Raw genomic sequence first — 16811 nt, forward strand, 5'->3', positions numbered from 1 at the left:
TTATTCCGCCGCTTCGGCGGCTTCCGCCTGAGCCGGCAGCCCCAGCCATCGCCGGCAATCGGCTTGGGCGCGCGATGTGATGGCATGCCGTTTTGCGACCGTCTTGTCCTTGCCGCGCAGGCGTTTACCTTCGATCTTCACGGCCTCCACCGGCGGGAACAGGCCAAAATTGACGTTCATCGGCTGGAAGGAGCGCTTGCCCGGCTCATCGTCGGAAACGATATGGCCGCCGGTGATGTGATTGAGCAGGGCGCCGAAGGCTGTGGTGAGCGGCGGCAGCGAGGGTGCCTGGCCGAGCCTCTCGGCGGCGGCGAAGCGCCCGGCGAGCAGGCCGATGGCAGCGCTTTCGACATAGCCCTCGCAACCGGTGATCTGGCCGGCAAAGCGCAGGCCGGGGCGCGACTTCAGCTGCAGCGATGCGTCGAGCAAGGTCGGCGAATTGATGTAGGTGTTGCGGTGCAGGCCGCCGAGGCGAGCAAAGTCCGCATTTTCGAGCCCTGGGATCGTGCGGAAGACGCGCACCTGCTCGGCATGCTTCAGCTTGGTCTGGAAGCCGACCATGTTGTAGAGCGTGCCCAGCGCATTGTCCTGCCTCAGCTGGACGACCGCATAGGCCTTTACCGTCGGGTTGTGCGCATTGGTCAGGCCCATTGGCTTCATCGGCCCGTAGCGCAGTGTCTCGACGCCGCGTTCGGCCATGATCTCGATCGGCAGGCAGCCGTCGAAATAGGGCGTGCCTTCCCATTGCTTGAATTCGGTTTTCTGGCCGTCGACCAGCGCCTGCACGAAGGCAAGGTACTGGTCCTTGTCCATCGGACAGTTGATGTAGTCCTTGCCGGTGCCGCCCGGTCCGACCTTGTCGTAGCGCGACTGGAACCAGCAGGTGTCCATGTCGATCGTGTCGAAATGGATGATCGGCGCGATGGCGTCGAAGAAGGCCAGCGCATCGGCGCCGGTCGCTTCCGCGATCGACTGAGCAAGCGAAGGCGCGGTCAGCGGCCCTGTGGCGATGATAGCCTGGTCCCAGTCGGCCGGCGGCAGGCCGGGCACTTCCTCACGTTGGATGGTGATCAGCGGGTGCGCTTCGAGCCTTTTCGTCACGGCTTCTGAAAAACCATCGCGGTCGACGGCGAGTGCCCCGCCCGCCGGCACTTGGTTGGCGTCGCCGGCGCTCATGATCAAGGAGCCGGCCAGCCGCATTTCGGCGTGCAGCAGACCAACGGCGTTGTTCTCGGCATCGTCGGAGCGGAAGGAATTGGAACAGACGAGCTCGGCCAGGCCATCGGTCTTGTGCGCGTCGGTGCCGCGAACCGGGCGCATTTCATGCAGCACGACGGGAATGCCGGCTTGCGCTGCCTGCCATGCGGCTTCTGAACCGGCGAGACCGCCGCCGATGACGTGGATAGGGTTTTTGCTCATGAGCGCCGGAATAATCGCTTGCCGCCGCGATTGCAATTGTCGTGCTTGGTGTGGGGCAAACGCAGAGGGCGAAACCAGCCGCTGAAAACAACAACACCCGCCGGGGGAGGAGGTCCGGCGGGTGTCGTTTTGGGGGTCGATCCTCGGGAGGAGGTGAAGATCGACCGTATTCGTCATCGCCGGGGAGGAGGTCGGCTTTGACGAAATCTCTTTCGCGTTTTGAAAAGGGGCGAAACCCTTTGGAGCAAAATTCATTTTGCCCCGGAGAAACAGCGCCCGCCGCGGGAGGAGGTGCGGCGGGCGCCGTTTGGTTGGCCAACCCTCGGGAGGAGGTGAAGGTCGGGCCTATTCGTCATCGCCGGGGAGGAGGTCGGCTTTGACGAAATCTCTTTCGCATTTTGAAAAGGGGCGAAACCCTTTGGAGCAAAATGAATTTTGCTCCGGGGAAACAGCGCCCGCCGCGGGAGGAGGTGCGGCGGGCGCCGTTTTGGTGGTCAACCCTCGGGAGGAGGATAAGGGCTGACCGTTCGCTGGAAGTCGGGGAGGAGGTCGACCCCAGCGAAATTCCGTTAGATCGCCCGGCGGGCGATGATCTTGATTTCGTCGCGGACGATACCGAGATCATGCAGCTGGCGGTTCGAAAGGCGACCCAGCTCGGTAACCGTATCGCGATAAACGCGCCAGTTACGATAGTTGCGGATCAGGTTCATTGTCGTTCTCTCTTCAGAAACTTGTTCGGACCATTTGCGGTCCGAAGGATTAGACCGCCTTGCGAGCGACGTAAGGAATGTCGCTGCGGCTGATGCCGAGGTCGGTCAGTTCACGGTTGCTCAGGCGGCTCAGCTCGGACACGGTGTCCCTGTAGCGGCGCCAGTTGCGGTAGTTGCGGATCAGGTTCATGGTAGTTCTCGTTTCGTCTTTTCTTGCGGATCATTCCGTTTGTGTACGAACCATAAATAGGCGGGGTCATATCGATTTAAAAGCGCTATGGCTGCATGGCAGCAATGCAAATTGTGCAATGCAACATTAACGCGCCTTCACGGACCTGACACAAAGAAGCCAGAATCAGAAAGTGCCGTGACGTCAACGGTTTGGCTGGTTCGGCTGAAAAAACGACCTAGCGGGGGAGGCAGGACATGGCGGGCTACTCGACACGGGTCAGGTCCGATATTGCGCGGTGGCTCCAGGCAGGCCTGATCGACGCTGCGACAGCCGATTCCCTGACGCGTGACGTCGACGCCAACGCGCGCAAATCACTGAGCTTCGGCTCGATCCTGGCGATGATGGCTGCGCTGCTGTTTGGTGCGGCCATCCTGATCTTCGTCGCCGCCAACTGGGACGCCATCCCGCGGCTGGCGCGGGTGGCAGCGCTGTTTGCCATCATCCTTGGCGGCTATGTCGGCGGCGCGGTGCTGAAGACGCGCGACCATGCGGCGATCGGCGAGGCCTTATGGATCGTGGCGGCTGCTGCCTTCGGTGGTTCGATCGCGCTGATCGGCCAGATGTATCATCTGTCCGGCGACGAAGCTTCCGCCCTGATCACCTGGGGCGCCGGTACGGCGCTGGCGGCGGTCGCGCTACGGTCGAACCCGCTGACCGTCGCTTCGGTCGGCATCGCCGATGCGTGGCTGTTCCTCAAAGGGTTCGATTATTACAACCGTAGCGACTTTCCGCATGCCTTCGTCGTCATGGCGGTCGTGCTGTTTGCCATCTCGTTCTGGACCCGCAGCCAGCCGGCGCGGCATCTGATCATCCTGTCGCTGCTCTTCTATCTCGTGCTGTTGGCCGGCAATCACGCGACGCTGCCGGTGGCGATCCCCCTGGTCATTGCCTCTGTCGTGCTCTTCGCGGCTGGCGTCTTCGCACCGGAGCCGGTCGACAAGATCGTGCAGCTTGGCGGCCGCTTGCCGCTGCACGCGCTGCTCGGCTTCCTCACTGGCCTCGCCATCATCCAGTTCGAACTGGCCGACGAAAGCACCTACAACAGCGGTTTCACCATCGCCTCGGTCGTCGCGCTGGCCGGCATCGTCGCCGCTATCGTGCTGGCAGGACGGGAGAGCCGAGGCCTGCGCTGGCTTGCCTATCTCGGCTTCGCCGTCGAACTTGCCATGATCTATGTCGTGACCTTGCAATCGATGCTCGACACGGCCGGCTTCTTCCTTGCCGCCGCGGTGCTGCTCGGCATCCTGGCCATCGTCATCATCCGCGTCGAAAAACGCATGAAGGGTCCGGCAACGGGGGGAGCCACGGCATGATGACCGGAAAGCGGCTTGTAATCTCGGCGCTGGTGTTGGCGCTCGTCCAGATGGGCTTCCTGAGCTGGATCATCGCCGGCCGGGCGGCGATCCTGCGCCACGGCAAGGAAGTGCTGTTGAAGATCGAACCCGTCGATCCGCGCGACCTGCTGCGCGGCGACTATATCATCCTTGGCTACGACATCTCGCGCATACCAGTGAAAATGATCGCCAACAGTCCCGCCGGCAAACTCTCCAGCGACGACACCTCGATCGTGGTCCGCCTGAAGAAAGGTGCTGACGGCTATTGGACACCAACCACTGCTTGGTTCGGCAAGGCGCCGACGCCGGCCGCCGCCGACGAGGCCGACATATCAGGCCATGTCGCCGAAGGCTGGGACCTTCGCAGCGAGGGAGCGTCGATCGCACCGGACTACGGCATCGAACGTTTCTATCTGCCGGAAGGCGAGGGCATGGCGATCCAGAACGACATGCGGGTGCGCCCGTTCGGGATAAGGCTGGCGCTCGCCAGCGACGGCACCGCGCAGATCAAGGCACTGGTCGACGGCGACAAAACGCTGTTCGAGGAGCCGCTTTATTAGTCATGCTGCATTGGGGGTTGGCGGGGTGGCCTGCCACCCGAAGCTCGAAGAGCGAAGAGTGGTGCGGGTAGAGGGACTCGAACCCCCACGATCTCTCGCCAGAACCTAAATCTGGTGCGTCTACCAGTTCCGCCATACCCGCGTGGTCCGGCAATCCCATGTAGCCATCATTCTGTCAATGTCAGGTTCAAGATGTTGGGTCAGGTCCAAAATGTCGGTGAGGGCCAGAATGTCGGGCCAAGGCCGAAATGTTGGTTATTCGCCTAAACGCGAAGACTGTTGAAAATTAGCCTCGCCTGTGACAAAAGGCGTGTCAAATGTGACGGGACGCGACGATCCGCTTCTACAGAATGTGATAAGAAGTAGGAAAAACAAGAACTTATTCACATTTTGGAACGCAGTTTGGGAGAGTTTGAGCCGTAATTTCGGTCAAATCGCCAGGTTCCGTACCAAAAGCCATTCCCGGCAAGATTATACCGGCAGGCTGTAAACGGCAGAGGCCGTGGCAGTCTCATTGGTGAAAACAAAGGTTTTACGATGCAGGTCACCGAAACGCTCAACTCCGGTCTCAAGCGCGAGATCAAGATCACCGTGCCGGCGGGTGACATGGAAGCCAAGCTGATGGCGCGGCTGTCGGACGCCCGCAATAAGGTTCGCATCAACGGCTTCCGGCCGGGCAAGGTGCCGGTGCAGCACCTGCGCAAGGTCTATGGCAAGTCGTTCATGGCCGAAGTGGTCAACGAGATCCTCAACGATTCGACCCGTTCGATCATCACGGGCCGCGGCGAAAAGGCCGCCATGCAGCCCGAAGTCATCATGACCGAGGACGAGAAGGAAGCCGAGAAGATCCTGGCCGGCGGCACCGATTTCGAGTTCCGCCTCAACTACGAGATCATTCCGGCGATCGAGATCAAGGATTTCTCCGATATCAAGGTGACGCGTCAGGTGTTCGACGTGCCGGACACCGAGATCGACGACCAGGTCAAGCGCGTTGCCGAATCGGCACGCAGCTACGAGCCGAAGACCGGCAAGGCGGCTGAAGGCGACCGCGTCAGCATCGACTATGTCGGCAAGATCGACGGCGAGGCCTTTGCCGGCGGCGCCGGCACCGACCAACCGCTGGTGCTGGGCTCCAAGGAGTTCATTCCAGGCTTCGAGGACCAGTTGGTCGGCGCCAAGGCTGGCGACGAAAAGCAGGTCACCGTGACCTTCCCGGAAAACTACCAGGCTGCTCATCTGGCCGGCAAGGAAGCCACCTTCGACGTCACCGTCAAGGAAGTGTCAAAGCCCGGCGAACTGGAAATCAACGACGAGACCGCCAAGAACCTTGGCCTGGAGTCGTTGGAGCGCCTGCGTGAGATCGTGCGCGGCCAGATCGAGAACCAGTTCGGCTCGATGACGCGCCAGAAGGTCAAGCGCCAGTTGCTCGACCAGCTCGACGCGGCCTATTCGTTCGAGGCGCCGTCGAAGCTCATCGAGGCCGAGTTCAACAACATCTGGGCGCAGGTCAACCGCGATCTGGAAGCCGCCGGCCGCACCTTCGCCGACGAAGAGACGACCGAAGAAGAAGCCCGCGCCGAATATCTGCGTCTTGCCGAACGCCGCGTGCGCCTCGGCCTGGTGCTGGCCGAGATCGGCGAGAAGGCCGGTGTCACCGTATCGGACGAGGAGTTGCAGCGCGGCCTGTTCGAGCAGGTTCGCCGCTTCCCGGCCAACCAGCAGCAGGAAGCCTTCGAGTTCTACCGCAACAACCCCGAGGCGCTGAATGCGCTGCGCGCGCCGATGTTCGAGGAGAAGGTCGTCGATCATCTGCTCGGACAGATCTCGGTCACCGACGTCAAGGTCAGCAAGGAAGAGCTGATGGCCGACGACGAGGAAGCGGAAACCACGACCAAGGCGAAGCCGGCGAAGAAGGCCGCGGCCAAGAAGGCTGAAGCCAAGGCGAGCGAGGACGAGGCGGAAGAGCCGAAGAAGAAGGCCGCGCCGAAGAAGAAGGCCGCCAAGGACGCCGAATAAGTTTCCCGCACTTGATGGAATCGACGAAGGCCGCCCTCGAGGCGGCCTTTTTCGTTGCGAAACTGCAACAGCCGATTCGCTTCGCGGGAGGCGGCCCTTGGTTATACCAAGCGCTAATCACTATCTGCGCTGTTGCTGCAAACCGTGTGGTTCCTGGAGGGGGCGTTGAGCCTATTCTTCGAAACGGGGCGTACTGTCGCCCTGGCGCTCGTTCTGGCCTTCGCCTGTGACCTTGCCCAAGCCGCCGCGCTTGCCGGCGACTGGCGCTTCGGCACGGACGACGGTGGCCTTGTCACCGCTTCGCTTCATGGCACCAACAAGCTGATCACGGGCGGCGGCGCCCTGAGCTACAGCCCGGTGCTGACCATTGCCTGCCGGGCAGACGGCGAACCGCGCTGGACCGAATGGCTGCAATTGAATGACGGGGTTTCGGCCAGCCGCAAGATCACCATGTCGGTCACCGTCGACGGCGGCGGCAAGTTCGACGAGAGTTGGTCGGTCGGGGCGCGCGGCCGAATGCTGATGCGCGACGGAGCTGACGGCATCAAGCGCCTTGTTCCCGCAAGCCGGCTGTCGCTTTCCTGGCGGTTCGGATTGTTGTCAGGCCGCGGCCAGGCGGATTTCGACCTCGCGGGACTTGAAGAGGCAGTCGAGCAGATCGCCGGGACCTGCCATACCGATCCACCGTGACCGGATCTCGGGTGGTCTAGTCGGAAAATGATCCCCGAAACCGTCTTCCAGAAAAGACTTCGAGCGCTTGCGGCTTTTCACCGCTGACGATCCAGTCAGTCAGGTATTTGGTGACGCCAAGGGCTATGGCAAAGCCATGCCCGGTCCAGGCAAATCCATAGATAGTGTTGTGCAAGGCAGCAGGCGTGTCGACGATCGGGATGCCGTCGACCGCACAGCTCTCGACGCGGGACGCATCGACCTTCAGGAAGGCGGACTCGTCGATGAAGGGCAAGGTCGCGATGGCATCGGTCAGGCCGAGCGCTGTCGCACTGAGCGACCCCTTCCAACGGCCCTCCGGCGTATAGGCAACGCTCTGGCCGCCTGAAAGCATCAACGTCCCATCCGGGATCTGCTTCACGGACAGCGTGCGGTGGGCATGGCCGAGAAGATGATTGATCTTCTTGCCGTGCGGATTGGTGACGAACATCATCTGCGGCATCAGGGTGGTGACGGGCATGATTTCTTGCGGCTGGAGAACCGGTTTGAGCAGCGGCAGGACGCCGCTGTTGGCCAGGAGAACGAGCTTCTCGCCAACCGGCACGACTTCGCCGCTCGCCAGCCTCACTCCCGTCGCCCTCCCTCTGGTGTGGAGGATTTCGGTGACGCGGGTGCCTGTGCGCAGGTTCGCTCCGGCTTTGCGCGCCTGTTTGGCGAACGCCTGCGTGGCGAAGGTGTGATCGCACACACCGTCATTCGGGCAGTAGATCGAACCGATCAGATCCCCCGACAGCTCCGGCTCGCGTTCCAGCGTTTCGTCACGGTTGAGAAGCTGAGAAGAAACGCCAAGCGCGTTCTGTGCCATTGCCATGGCTTCCATGGTGCCGCGCACTTCATGTTCATGGCCGCCATGCGGGATATTGAAGAGATGAAGGCCGCCGATCCGGCGGTAGCCGACGCCGCCTTCGAATTGTTCCTGATATCTGGCCCAGAGCGGAAAGCTGACAGTCGCCATCGGCAGTTCGCGCAAGTCGCGGCTGTTAGCGCGCACGCCCCGTTCTCCGGAACCGCCCGATGCGCCGGTGGCGATGTCGTCGGCCTCGAGCAGCGTAACGGTCCTGCCGGCCAGCGCCAGTTCGTAGGCGAGGCTGGTACCGTAGATGCCGCCTCCGACGATCACGATTTCAGACGCGGAGGCCTGTGTGGTCATGCTGTCAGTTCCTTCTCAATATTTTGTCGTGTGTATCGCATGTGTGGAAAGGTCGGCTCATTTCAAGCCGATGCCACTAGACAAACGGAATGCGTCTGCGTGGCGCCGCTTGACCTTCGCCAATTGCAGCGTGATTTTCGCAGCCCAGGTGGAAGGGCAATCCTATTTCAGCAGGTCGACCAGCACGTCGAAGGCGGCGTCGATATCGGCGCGGATCGCCTGGCGGACGGCTTCGGCGTCGCGGTTGCGCAGCGCCGCGTACATCGCCTGATGGTGCTCGTTGGCGGTCGAATAGTTTCCGGAATCATGCAGCATGTTGAAATAGGGGCTGATCTGCAGCCACAAATTCTCGATGATGTTGAGGATGTTCTCCGAGCCAGCCGCCCGATAGATGGAGAAGTGAAAGGCGTAGTTGGCGCGCAGATAGGATTTGACGTCCCCAGCCGCATTGGCCTGTTCGAGTGCTGCCAGATGCTGGCCGAGCTGCACGATGCCCTGGTCGTCGATGCGCTCTGCCGCCCATGCGGCGGCTATCGCCTCGATCTCGAAGCGGACATTCCGGAGATCGACGAGGCGCGCGCGGCTGAGTGCGGGAATGCCGATCGAGCGGCCTGAAACAACCATCAAGGCATTGGCCGCGGTCAGCCGCCGCAAAGCCTCCCTGACCGGCATAGGGCTGACCCCGAAGGCGTCGGCAAGGCTTTGCACCGTCACCATCTCGCCGGGCACGATGCTGCCGTCGAGGATCAATTCGGTGACATGGCGATAGACCCTGTCCTGCAGGGTCTCTCTGGACAGGGGCACGATCTCGACACCAGGCTTCCTGAACGCCGCTCCGGCCATCTCCCAATCAACCTTTCCGCGCAAAGGCCGCGCCACAACCCGTTCCCGGAATGCAGGGTTCCGGCTGCCGCGTCAAGCGTATGCTACCGGTGGCTTGGTATAAAGATATTTCATCATTGATCTTTGATCAAATGATGTTAGGGTTATCGACATCGGATGGCGAGGGCTACGTTTCGTGCCCTCGGGAGGCATTCGGTCGTTCGTTTCGGGAGGAATTCACATGGGTATCGGATTGAAAGTCCGGCGGCTCGCGCTGCTGGCGGGCATGGCTGCTTGCGCCTTTGGCATGTCGGGCGCGCAAGCGGCCGAAAAGCACAAGATATTTCTCAGCATGAGCTACATCGGCAATGATTGGCAGGCCGAGGCGGCAAACATGGTCAAGGCCATGGCCGCGCACAAGAGCCTTGCCGACAAGGTCGATCTGCAGGTCCAGGTCGCCGGGCCCAACGCACAACGCCAGATCCAGCAGATCAACGCCATGGTGCAAAGCGGCGCCGAGGCGATCGTCGTCTATCCGATCTCGCCGACCGCGCTCAATCAGGTGGTGAAGAATGCCTGCGACAAGGGCGTGAAGGTCTTTGCCTATGACGCCGAGATTACCGAGCCTTGTGCCTACAACGTCCACATCGACCAGCTGGAAGCGGGCAGGGTAACCGCCGAATGGCTGGTCAAGAAGCTCAATGGCAAGGGTAACATCATCGCCATTACCGGCGTTCCCGGCACATCGGTCGACGATCAACGGACAAAGGCCGCCAAGGAGGTCTTTGCCAAATATCCCGACATCAAGATTGTCGGCGAGGCTGTCGGCATGTGGAGCCAGGCGGTCGCCCGAACCGAGCTCTCCAAGATCCTCGCCACGCGCAGCTGGGGCGATATCAACGGGCTGTGGATGCAGGTCGGCTGCTTCACCGCCAACTCGATGCAGCTCGAGGCCGGCAAGAAGGCCAGCGAACTCCTGCCCTGCGCCGGCGAGGGCTCCAATGGCGGCCGCATCCAGATGCTGCCGGAGGGCACCGACGTAGAGGGGGCGGCTCCGCCCTATGCACCATCGGGCGCACAACGCATTTCCTATGCCTCGCCGCCTTATTCCGGTGCGCTGGCGCTGAAACTTGCCGTCGAGGCGATCGAGGGCAAGGATGTGCCGAAGACCACGATCCTGCCGCTGCCGCTCGTCACCAATGAGACGATCAAGCTATGCGATGAAGGCACTTGGGCGGAGATGAAGGCCGGCTGCAACGTCTTCAAGCCGTCGCTGGTTTCCAATCCCGGCTGGTTCGCTTCGATCTTTTCGGACCAGACGCCCGAGATCGGCCTCAACGCCGCCCTCGTCGGACAGCCGGAGAACTAAGCCTCCCAAGGCAAATCGCGACGATGCACGGGCCTTGTCCGTGCATCGTCGATACGCGCCAAATGCGTGGCGCCCAAAAGTGCGCAGCCCGGCGATCGAGGACATGACAGAAAACTCCGAGTTCCCCGCCATCGAGATTGACGGTATCGGCAAGGCGTTCGGCGCCACCGTCGCGCTGGACGGCGTGTCGTTCCGCATCGCGCCCGGCAGCGTCCATGCGCTGCTGGGTGAGAATGGCGCCGGCAAGTCGACGCTGGTGAAACTGCTGTCGGGGCTGGTGCGGCCGAGTGCCGGTCATATCAGGGTCTTCGGCAAGGAGATCGGCTATGGCGCGCCGCGCACGGCACATGCGCTCGGCGTGCAGACGGCGTTCCAGGAGATGACCCTGGTGCGCGATCTCTCCGTCCTCGACAACATGCTGTTGCCCTACGCCCCCGTCGGTATCTCCGGCCTGATTCGCCGCGGTGCTGCACGCAAGGCGGTCCGCCGCCATATCGATGAGCTCGGTTTTTCCGTCGATCTCGATGCGGAGGTGAGCGAGCTCGAGCTTTCGGTGCGGCAGAAGATCGAGATCGCGCGCGCCGTCTACCGCAAGCCGCGCATCCTTTTGCTCGACGAGCCGACCTCGACGCTCGCCGGCCGCGATGTCGACTGGCTGGGCGACATCATCGCCAGGTTGAAGGCGGCGGGCACGACCATCGTCTTCATCACCCATCGCATGCGCGAGGTGCGCGCCTTTTGCGATACGCTGACCATCCTGAGAAACGGCCGCCACATCGTCACCGCGCCGGTAGCCGATGTCACCGACGGCGACGTCATCGAGAAGATCATCGGGCGCAGCATCGAGCAGACCTTTCCGCCCAAGCCCGACGGTGCCCAGGCCTTCGGTCCACCGGTTCTGGGCGTGCGCGACTTGAAGGTCGGGCGCAAGCTCGATGGCGCGCATTTCGACCTGCGTCGGGGCGAGATTCTCGGTGTTGCCGGCCTGCAAGGCATGGGCCAGCAGGATCTGTTCCTGGCCTGCTTCGGCATGGCCGAAATCATCCGTGGCGACGTCCTTGTCGACGGCCGCAAGGTCTGGCTCGGCTCTCCGGCGGATGCCTTGCGGCCCAACATGGCGATTGGCCTGGTGCCGGAGGATCGTAAATCCGAAGGCCTGTTCCTGAAACTGTCGGGCAGCCAGAACGCCACGCTGCCGGTAGTGTCGCGCTTCACGCGCTTCGGCCTTGTCGACGCCGCGGCCGAGACCCGCTCGGTCGAGGAGGCATTCGCCACCGTGGAAGTCGACCGCCGCGCGCTGTGGACGCGGGCCGGGGCCTTTTCCGGCGGCAACCAGCAGAAGATCGCCATCGCCAAATGGCTGGTAGCGCAGAGCCGCATCCTGCTTTTGTTCGATCCCACACGCGGCATCGATGTCGGCACCAAGCATGAGCTCTATGTGATGATGCGAAACTACGTCGCCGCCGGCGGCTCGATCCTGCTGCACTCGACCGAAATTCCCGAACTCGTCCACCAATGCGACCGGGTCCTGGTTCTTTATGACGGGCGCATCGCGGCCGAGCTTGAAGGTGACGCCATCACCGAGCCCGCCATCATGCGCCCGGCGCTTGGCCATGCCGGGGAAGAAGCCGCATGAGCAGCGCAGCAACTTCATCCCCTGGTTCGACCGGCTTCGGTCTGCGCCGAGCGTTGATGCGCAACCGCGGTGCGCTGATCGCCGCGGCCGTTCTCGCGATCCTGCTTTTCATTGTCGACTGGATCAGTGCTGGGCCGCTGACTTATTTCGACGTGTCGTTCCTGTCCAGCGGCGGTGCGACCTCGGCGCTGGCGGCGATCGGCCAGACCATCGTCATCCTGTCGGGTGGCTTCGACCTCTCCGCCGGCGCGGTGATCTCGCTGGTCAATGCCGTGCTGGCATCGAGCATGGACCCGATGGCGCCGGGCGCCAGCATTTTGCTGTGGACCGCGGTCGGCATCGGCGTCGGCATGGCGGTGGGTGCCTTCAACGGCTTCTTCATCGCGGTGCTGCGCATGCAGCCCATCGTGGTGACGCTGTCCACCATGTTCATCCTGCAAGGTGTCACGCTGCTGGTGATGGACAAGCCCGGTGGCTTCGTCTCGCCCGATCTCGGCAGCTTCTATCTGGGTGACGCGATCACCGGCTGGCTGCCCATGCCGCTGGTGGTGATCGGCGTCGTCCTGCTCGCCTGGTTCTGGCTGAAGGGAACCCGTTTCGGCACGGCACTCTATGCCGTCGGCAGCGACGCGGATTCGGCGGCTGCCGTCGGCATCAATGTCGTGCTGGTGCGCTTTGCCGTCTATGTCATCGCCGGCGGCTGCTACGGCCTTGCCGGCGTGTTCATCAGCGCGCAGACCGGTAGCGGCGACCCGCTGGTCGGCAATCCGCTGCTTTTGTCGATGTTCGCGGCGGTGGTGGTCGGCGGCACGCGCCTTGGCGGCGGGCAGGGTGGCCCGGTGGGCAGCGTCTTCGGCGCCTTTATCCTGATGATGGTGGTGAACATCCTGCTGGTGCTGAACGTATCGGCTTACTATGCGACCATCGCGGAAGGCACCATCCTGGTGCTGGCGGCCCTTGCCGGATCCTTGTCGCACGCATCGGTGCTCGCAGTGCAACTGCGCGCGGCCCGCGCGCGGCTCGCCGCCTGGCGCGCCGGCATCTTGCCCTCGCAGCTTGAGCCGATCGACCGGCGGCTGAAGATCACTGGGCCCTCGCAGGGCCTGCGTGGTCCGGCAGCGCCACGCCCGGCTTTCCGTCTGCGCAATGCCGAGACACTGCGCTATGCGCTGCCCGCCTATGTCTGCCTGCTCGTCATCGTGGTCGTTACGCAAATCTGGCTCGGCCGCGCCATCCTCAATCCGGGTTACTGGAACTCCCTGCTGGTGCTGTCGTCGTTCCTCGCCGTCCTGGCGCTGGGGCAGGGAACGGTCATCCTGACCGGTGGCCTCGATCTCTCCGTGCCGTGGACGATCGGCATTTCCGGCATCATCCTGGCCGGCATGGTCAATGGCTCCGACGCCGCCCTTGTCTACGCCTTGCCGGTCGTGCTGGTGATGGCCTGCGCGATCGGTTTCGCCAATGGCTTCGGCATCGCCTATCTCGGCATCTCGCCGATCGTCATGACGCTCGCCACTAACGGCATTCTGCAGGGCTTCGCGTTGATCTATTCGCAGGGAACGCCGGCCGGTTTTTCCTCGCCGATGCTGCGCTGGTTCATGACGGCCAAGCTCGGTTTTGTGACTCCGATCGTCCTGCTGATGGTCGTCTTCGTGGTCGGGGCGGTGCTGCTGCTTGGACGGACGCCGTTCGGGCGCCGGGTCTACGGCATCGGCAACGGGCTGCGCGCGGCGCGCTTGTCCGGCATCGGTGTCGAGCGCACGCTGATCCTGGTCTACATGCTGTCGGCCGTCTGCGCGGCTGTTGTCGGCATCATGCTGACCGGCTTTTCGGGCCAGGCGAGCCTTGGCATGGGCGACGATTATCTCTTGCCATCAATCGCGGTCGTGGTGGTCGGCGGCGCGCTGATCACCGGCGGGCGCGGCCACTATCTCGGCATGCTCGGCGGCGTGCTGCTTTTGACGGCGCTACAGATGCTGCTGGCCGGCACCACGCTTCCCTACGCCACCAGGGCAATTCTCTACGGGCTGGTCGTTCTGGGCGCCGTCATGGCGCTGCGCGAACGGCGGCTGCAATGAAAAGGACAGGACGATGAGCACAAAGGCACCCGCATCGGCGGACGAATTTCTGGCCGGGCTGAAAGGCCAGCGCGTGCTGGTGACGGCGGGCGCCGGCGGCATCGGCTTCGCCATCGCCGACACGCTGTCGCGGCTCGGCGCACGCATCGTCGTCTGCGACGTCTCCGACGAAGCGCTGGCCGCTGCTCCCGGCAAGCTCGACCTGGTTGCCGCGGTCAAGGCCGATGTCTCGCGCGACGATGACGTCGACCGCCTGTTCGAGGCGGTCAAGGAAAAGCTCGGCGGGCTCGACGCGCTGATCAACAATGCCGGCATTGCCGGGCCGACCGGCGGTGTCGACGAGATCGAACCGGACGACTGGCGGCGCTGCATCGACATCTGTCTCACCGGCCAGTTCCTGTGTGCGCGGCGCGCCGTGCCGCTGATCAAGGCGGCGGGCGGCGGCTCGATCGTCTCGATGTCATCGGCGGCCGGCCGTCACGGCTACGCGTTCCGCACGCCCTATTCGGCGGCCAAGTTCGGCGTCATCGGCTTCACCCAGAGCCTCGCCAAGGAGCTTGGGCCGCACGGCATAAGGGTCAATGCTATCCTGCCCGGCATCATCGAGGGGCCACGCATCGAAGGCGTCATCTCGGCACGCGCCAAGCAGGTCGGTATCAGCCACGAGGAGATGACCGGGCGTTATCTGCAGAACATCTCGCTGCGCCGCATGACCAGTCCCTATGACGTCGCTTCGATGGTCGCATTCCTGCTCTCCGACGCGGGCATCAACATTTCGGGCCAGTCGCTCGGCGTCGACGGCAACGTCGAAACACTCTGAGGAACAATCCATGGCCAATGTCGCGATTGTCGGAAGCGGGTTCATCGGACGGGCCTGGGCGATCAGCTTCGCCCGCGCCGGCCATGATGTGCGCATGTGGGACCAGTCGCCCGCAGCGACGGATGGTGCGCGCGACTATATAGAAGGTGTGCTCGGCGATCTTGCCGCGAACGACCTGCTGCGCGGGCAGTCCGTCGGCACCGTGCTGGGCCGCATCGCCGTCGTCGCCGAACTGGTAGAAGCGCTGGCCGATGCAGCCCATGTCCAGGAGAACACGCCTGAAAACCTCGATGTGAAGCGGGAAGTATTCTCCCTGATCGATAGCCTTGCCGGCCCGCAAACGGTCATCGCCAGTTCCACCTCGGCGCTGTTGCCGTCGAAATTCACCGACCATCTGCAAGGGCGGCACCGCTGCCTGGTCGTGCATCCGATCAACCCGCCCTATCTCATTCCGGCGGCCGAGGTGGTGCCGGCGCCGTGGACGTCCGCCGAGACGCTCGAAAGGACGCGCGCCTTCCTCATCGATGCCGGCCATGCGCCGCTGGTGATGAAGCGCGAGCTCGACGGCTTCATCATGAACCGCTTGCAAGGCGCCTTGCTGGAAGAGGCTTTCCGGCTTGTCGCGGACGGCTACGCCAGCGTCGAGGATGTCGATATCGGCATCCGCGATGGCTTGGCGCTGCGCTGGTCCTTCATGGGACCGTTCGAGACCATCGACCTCAACGCGCCCGGCGGCGTGCGCGATTATGTCGAGCGCTACCAGGGCATCTATTCCAACATTTTCCCGCAAATGCTGCGCCGGGTCGACTGGGCTGGCGAGGTCATGGCAACCGTCGAGGCCGAGCGCAGCAAGCGCTTGCCGAGGGAGAGCCTGGGCGACCGGCAGGTCTGGCGGGATCGCCGGCTGATGGCGCTGGCGGCACACAAGAAGAAATCGGATCAGGAGTTCGGACAATGACAGAAACAAGCCGCAAGCCCGGCGCCATGGCGGCCAAGGGCAAGGTCATCATCACCTGCGCGGTGACGGGCGCGATCCATACGCCGACCATGTCGCCCTATCTGCCGATCACGCCGGATCAGATCGCGTCGGAGGCCATCGCGGCGGCAGAGGCCGGTGCCGCGATCCTGCATCTGCATGCGCGAGACCCGGAAACCGGCAAGCCCGACCAGACGCCGGAGGCCTTCGCCCGCTTCCTGCCGCGCGTCAAGCAAGGCACCAATGCCGCCATCAACATCACCACAGGCGGCAGCCCCTACATGAAGGTCGAGGAGCGCGTGCGCCCGGCCGCCCAATTCAAGCCGGAAGTGGCTTCGCTCAATATGGGCTCGATCAATTTCGGGCTCTATCACCTCGCCGACAAATACGAGACCTTCAAGTTCGACTGGGAAAAGCCGCATCTGGAGGCGACGCGCGACCTGGTCTTCCGCAACTCGTTCAAGGACATCGAGTACATTCTGGCGACTTGCTACGACAATGGCACGCGCTTCGAGTTCGAGTGCTACGACATCGCCCATCTCTACAACCTCTCCCATTTCGCCGACCGTGGCCTGGTGAAGCCGCCATTCTTCGTGCAGTCGGTGTTCGGCCTGCTCGGCGGCATCGGCACCCATCCCGAAGACGTCGCCCATATGAAGCGCACAGCGGACCGGCTGTTCGGCGACCAGTTCCGCTGGTCGGTGCTCGGCGCCGGCGCCAGCCAGCTGCGCATTGCCGCGCAATCGGCCGCACTCGGCGGCAACATTCGCGTCGGGCTGGAGGACAGCCTGTGGGCCGGCAAGGGCAAGCTCGCCAAGTCGAACGCCGAACAGGTCCTGCTGGCGCGCAAGATCATCGAAGGGCTTGGCATGGAGGTGGCGACGCCGGACGAGGCGCGCGAGATCCTGTCCTTGAAGGGCGGCGACAAGGTCGCCTTCTGAGGCGGCCCAATAATCGCTG

Annotated in this window: 15 protein-coding genes and 1 tRNA gene; 10 read left to right on the forward strand and 6 right to left on the reverse strand. The window is 63.2% G+C overall.

Features of this window, described 5'->3' with window-relative positions:
* From trmFO to AC56QX_RS20725, 3 genes are all read right to left on the reverse strand, one after another.
* Positions 1-1419 carry a methylenetetrahydrofolate--tRNA-(uracil(54)-C(5))-methyltransferase (FADH(2)-oxidizing) TrmFO gene (trmFO, locus tag AC56QX_RS20715; protein ID WP_497110279.1) on the reverse strand — a complete coding sequence of 473 codons (1419 nt, stop codon included), beginning with the start codon at positions 1417-1419 and terminating at the stop codon, positions 1-3.
* A gap of 569 nt (positions 1420-1988) precedes the next feature.
* Positions 1989-2129, reverse strand: a complete 141-nt coding sequence (locus tag AC56QX_RS20720; RefSeq protein WP_497110280.1) for a DUF1127 domain-containing protein — start codon at positions 2127-2129, stop codon at positions 1989-1991.
* A gap of 49 nt (positions 2130-2178) precedes the next feature.
* A complete protein-coding gene (locus AC56QX_RS20725; protein ID WP_013531315.1) occupies positions 2179-2319 on the reverse strand; it encodes a DUF1127 domain-containing protein in 141 nt (46 codons plus the stop codon).
* Positions 2320-2555: 236 nt separating this feature from the next.
* Between AC56QX_RS20725 and AC56QX_RS20730 the strand changes: the two genes are divergently transcribed.
* Complete coding sequence (locus tag AC56QX_RS20730; RefSeq protein ID WP_497110281.1) at positions 2556-3674, forward strand: DUF2157 domain-containing protein; 1119 nt, start codon at positions 2556-2558, stop codon at positions 3672-3674.
* Positions 3671-4255, forward strand: coding sequence for a GDYXXLXY domain-containing protein (locus AC56QX_RS20735; RefSeq protein ID WP_497110282.1), 585 nt, complete (start codon positions 3671-3673; stop codon positions 4253-4255). The genes AC56QX_RS20730 and AC56QX_RS20735 overlap by 4 nt, the downstream gene beginning before the upstream one ends.
* A 59-nt stretch (positions 4256-4314) precedes the next feature.
* Here the strand turns inward: AC56QX_RS20735 and AC56QX_RS20740 are convergent.
* Positions 4315-4397: transfer RNA gene (locus AC56QX_RS20740), tRNA-Leu, on the reverse strand.
* A 395-nt stretch (positions 4398-4792) separates the two neighbouring features.
* Here AC56QX_RS20740 and tig point away from each other — a divergent pair.
* Positions 4793-6271 carry a trigger factor gene (gene tig / locus AC56QX_RS20745; protein ID WP_497110284.1) on the forward strand — a complete coding sequence of 493 codons (1479 nt, stop codon included), beginning with the start codon at positions 4793-4795 and terminating at the stop codon, positions 6269-6271.
* Positions 6272-6436: 165 nt separating this feature from the next.
* Entirely contained in the window at positions 6437-6961 is a 525-nt protein-coding gene (locus AC56QX_RS20750) for a hypothetical protein (protein WP_497110286.1), read from the forward strand.
* Between the two features lie 16 nt (positions 6962-6977).
* Here AC56QX_RS20750 and AC56QX_RS20755 read toward each other — a convergent pair whose 3' ends face one another.
* Together AC56QX_RS20755 and AC56QX_RS20760 are read right to left on the reverse strand one after the other, a co-directional pair.
* Positions 6978-8150, reverse strand: a complete 1173-nt coding sequence (locus tag AC56QX_RS20755; RefSeq protein ID WP_497110287.1) for an NAD(P)/FAD-dependent oxidoreductase — start codon at positions 8148-8150, stop codon at positions 6978-6980.
* A gap of 162 nt (positions 8151-8312) precedes the next feature.
* A complete protein-coding gene (locus AC56QX_RS20760) occupies positions 8313-8993 on the reverse strand; it encodes a GntR family transcriptional regulator (RefSeq protein WP_497110288.1) in 681 nt (226 codons plus the stop codon).
* Between the two features lie 220 nt (positions 8994-9213).
* Between AC56QX_RS20760 and AC56QX_RS20765 the strand changes: the two genes are divergently transcribed.
* The 6 genes from AC56QX_RS20765 (at position 9214) to kce (ending at position 16792) form a co-directional block, all read left to right on the forward strand.
* A complete protein-coding gene (locus AC56QX_RS20765; protein WP_497110289.1) occupies positions 9214-10341 on the forward strand; it encodes a sugar ABC transporter substrate-binding protein in 1128 nt (375 codons plus the stop codon).
* A gap of 103 nt (positions 10342-10444) precedes the next feature.
* Positions 10445-11977, forward strand: coding sequence for a sugar ABC transporter ATP-binding protein (locus AC56QX_RS20770; protein ID WP_497110291.1), 1533 nt, complete (start codon positions 10445-10447; stop codon positions 11975-11977).
* Positions 11974-14055: an ABC transporter permease subunit gene (locus AC56QX_RS20775; protein WP_497110293.1), complete on the forward strand. Its 2082-nt coding sequence runs from the start codon at positions 11974-11976 to the stop codon at positions 14053-14055. Before AC56QX_RS20770 ends, AC56QX_RS20775 begins: the two co-directional genes overlap by 4 nt.
* Before the next feature lie 13 nt (positions 14056-14068).
* Positions 14069-14875 (forward strand): SDR family oxidoreductase, encoded by an 807-nt coding sequence (locus AC56QX_RS20780; protein ID WP_497110294.1) that lies wholly within the window; start codon positions 14069-14071, stop codon positions 14873-14875.
* Positions 14876-14885: 10 nt separating this feature from the next.
* Positions 14886-15833 carry a 3-hydroxyacyl-CoA dehydrogenase gene (locus tag AC56QX_RS20785; RefSeq protein WP_497110295.1) on the forward strand — a complete coding sequence of 316 codons (948 nt, stop codon included), beginning with the start codon at positions 14886-14888 and terminating at the stop codon, positions 15831-15833.
* Complete coding sequence (gene kce, locus AC56QX_RS20790) at positions 15830-16792, forward strand: 3,5-dioxohexanoate:acetyl-CoA acetone transferase (protein WP_497110296.1); 963 nt, start codon at positions 15830-15832, stop codon at positions 16790-16792. The genes AC56QX_RS20785 and kce overlap by 4 nt, the downstream gene beginning before the upstream one ends.
* Positions 16793-16811: the final 19 nt, after the last annotated feature.

It is taken from the genome of Mesorhizobium sp. RCAM 06353, assembly GCF_059683585.1.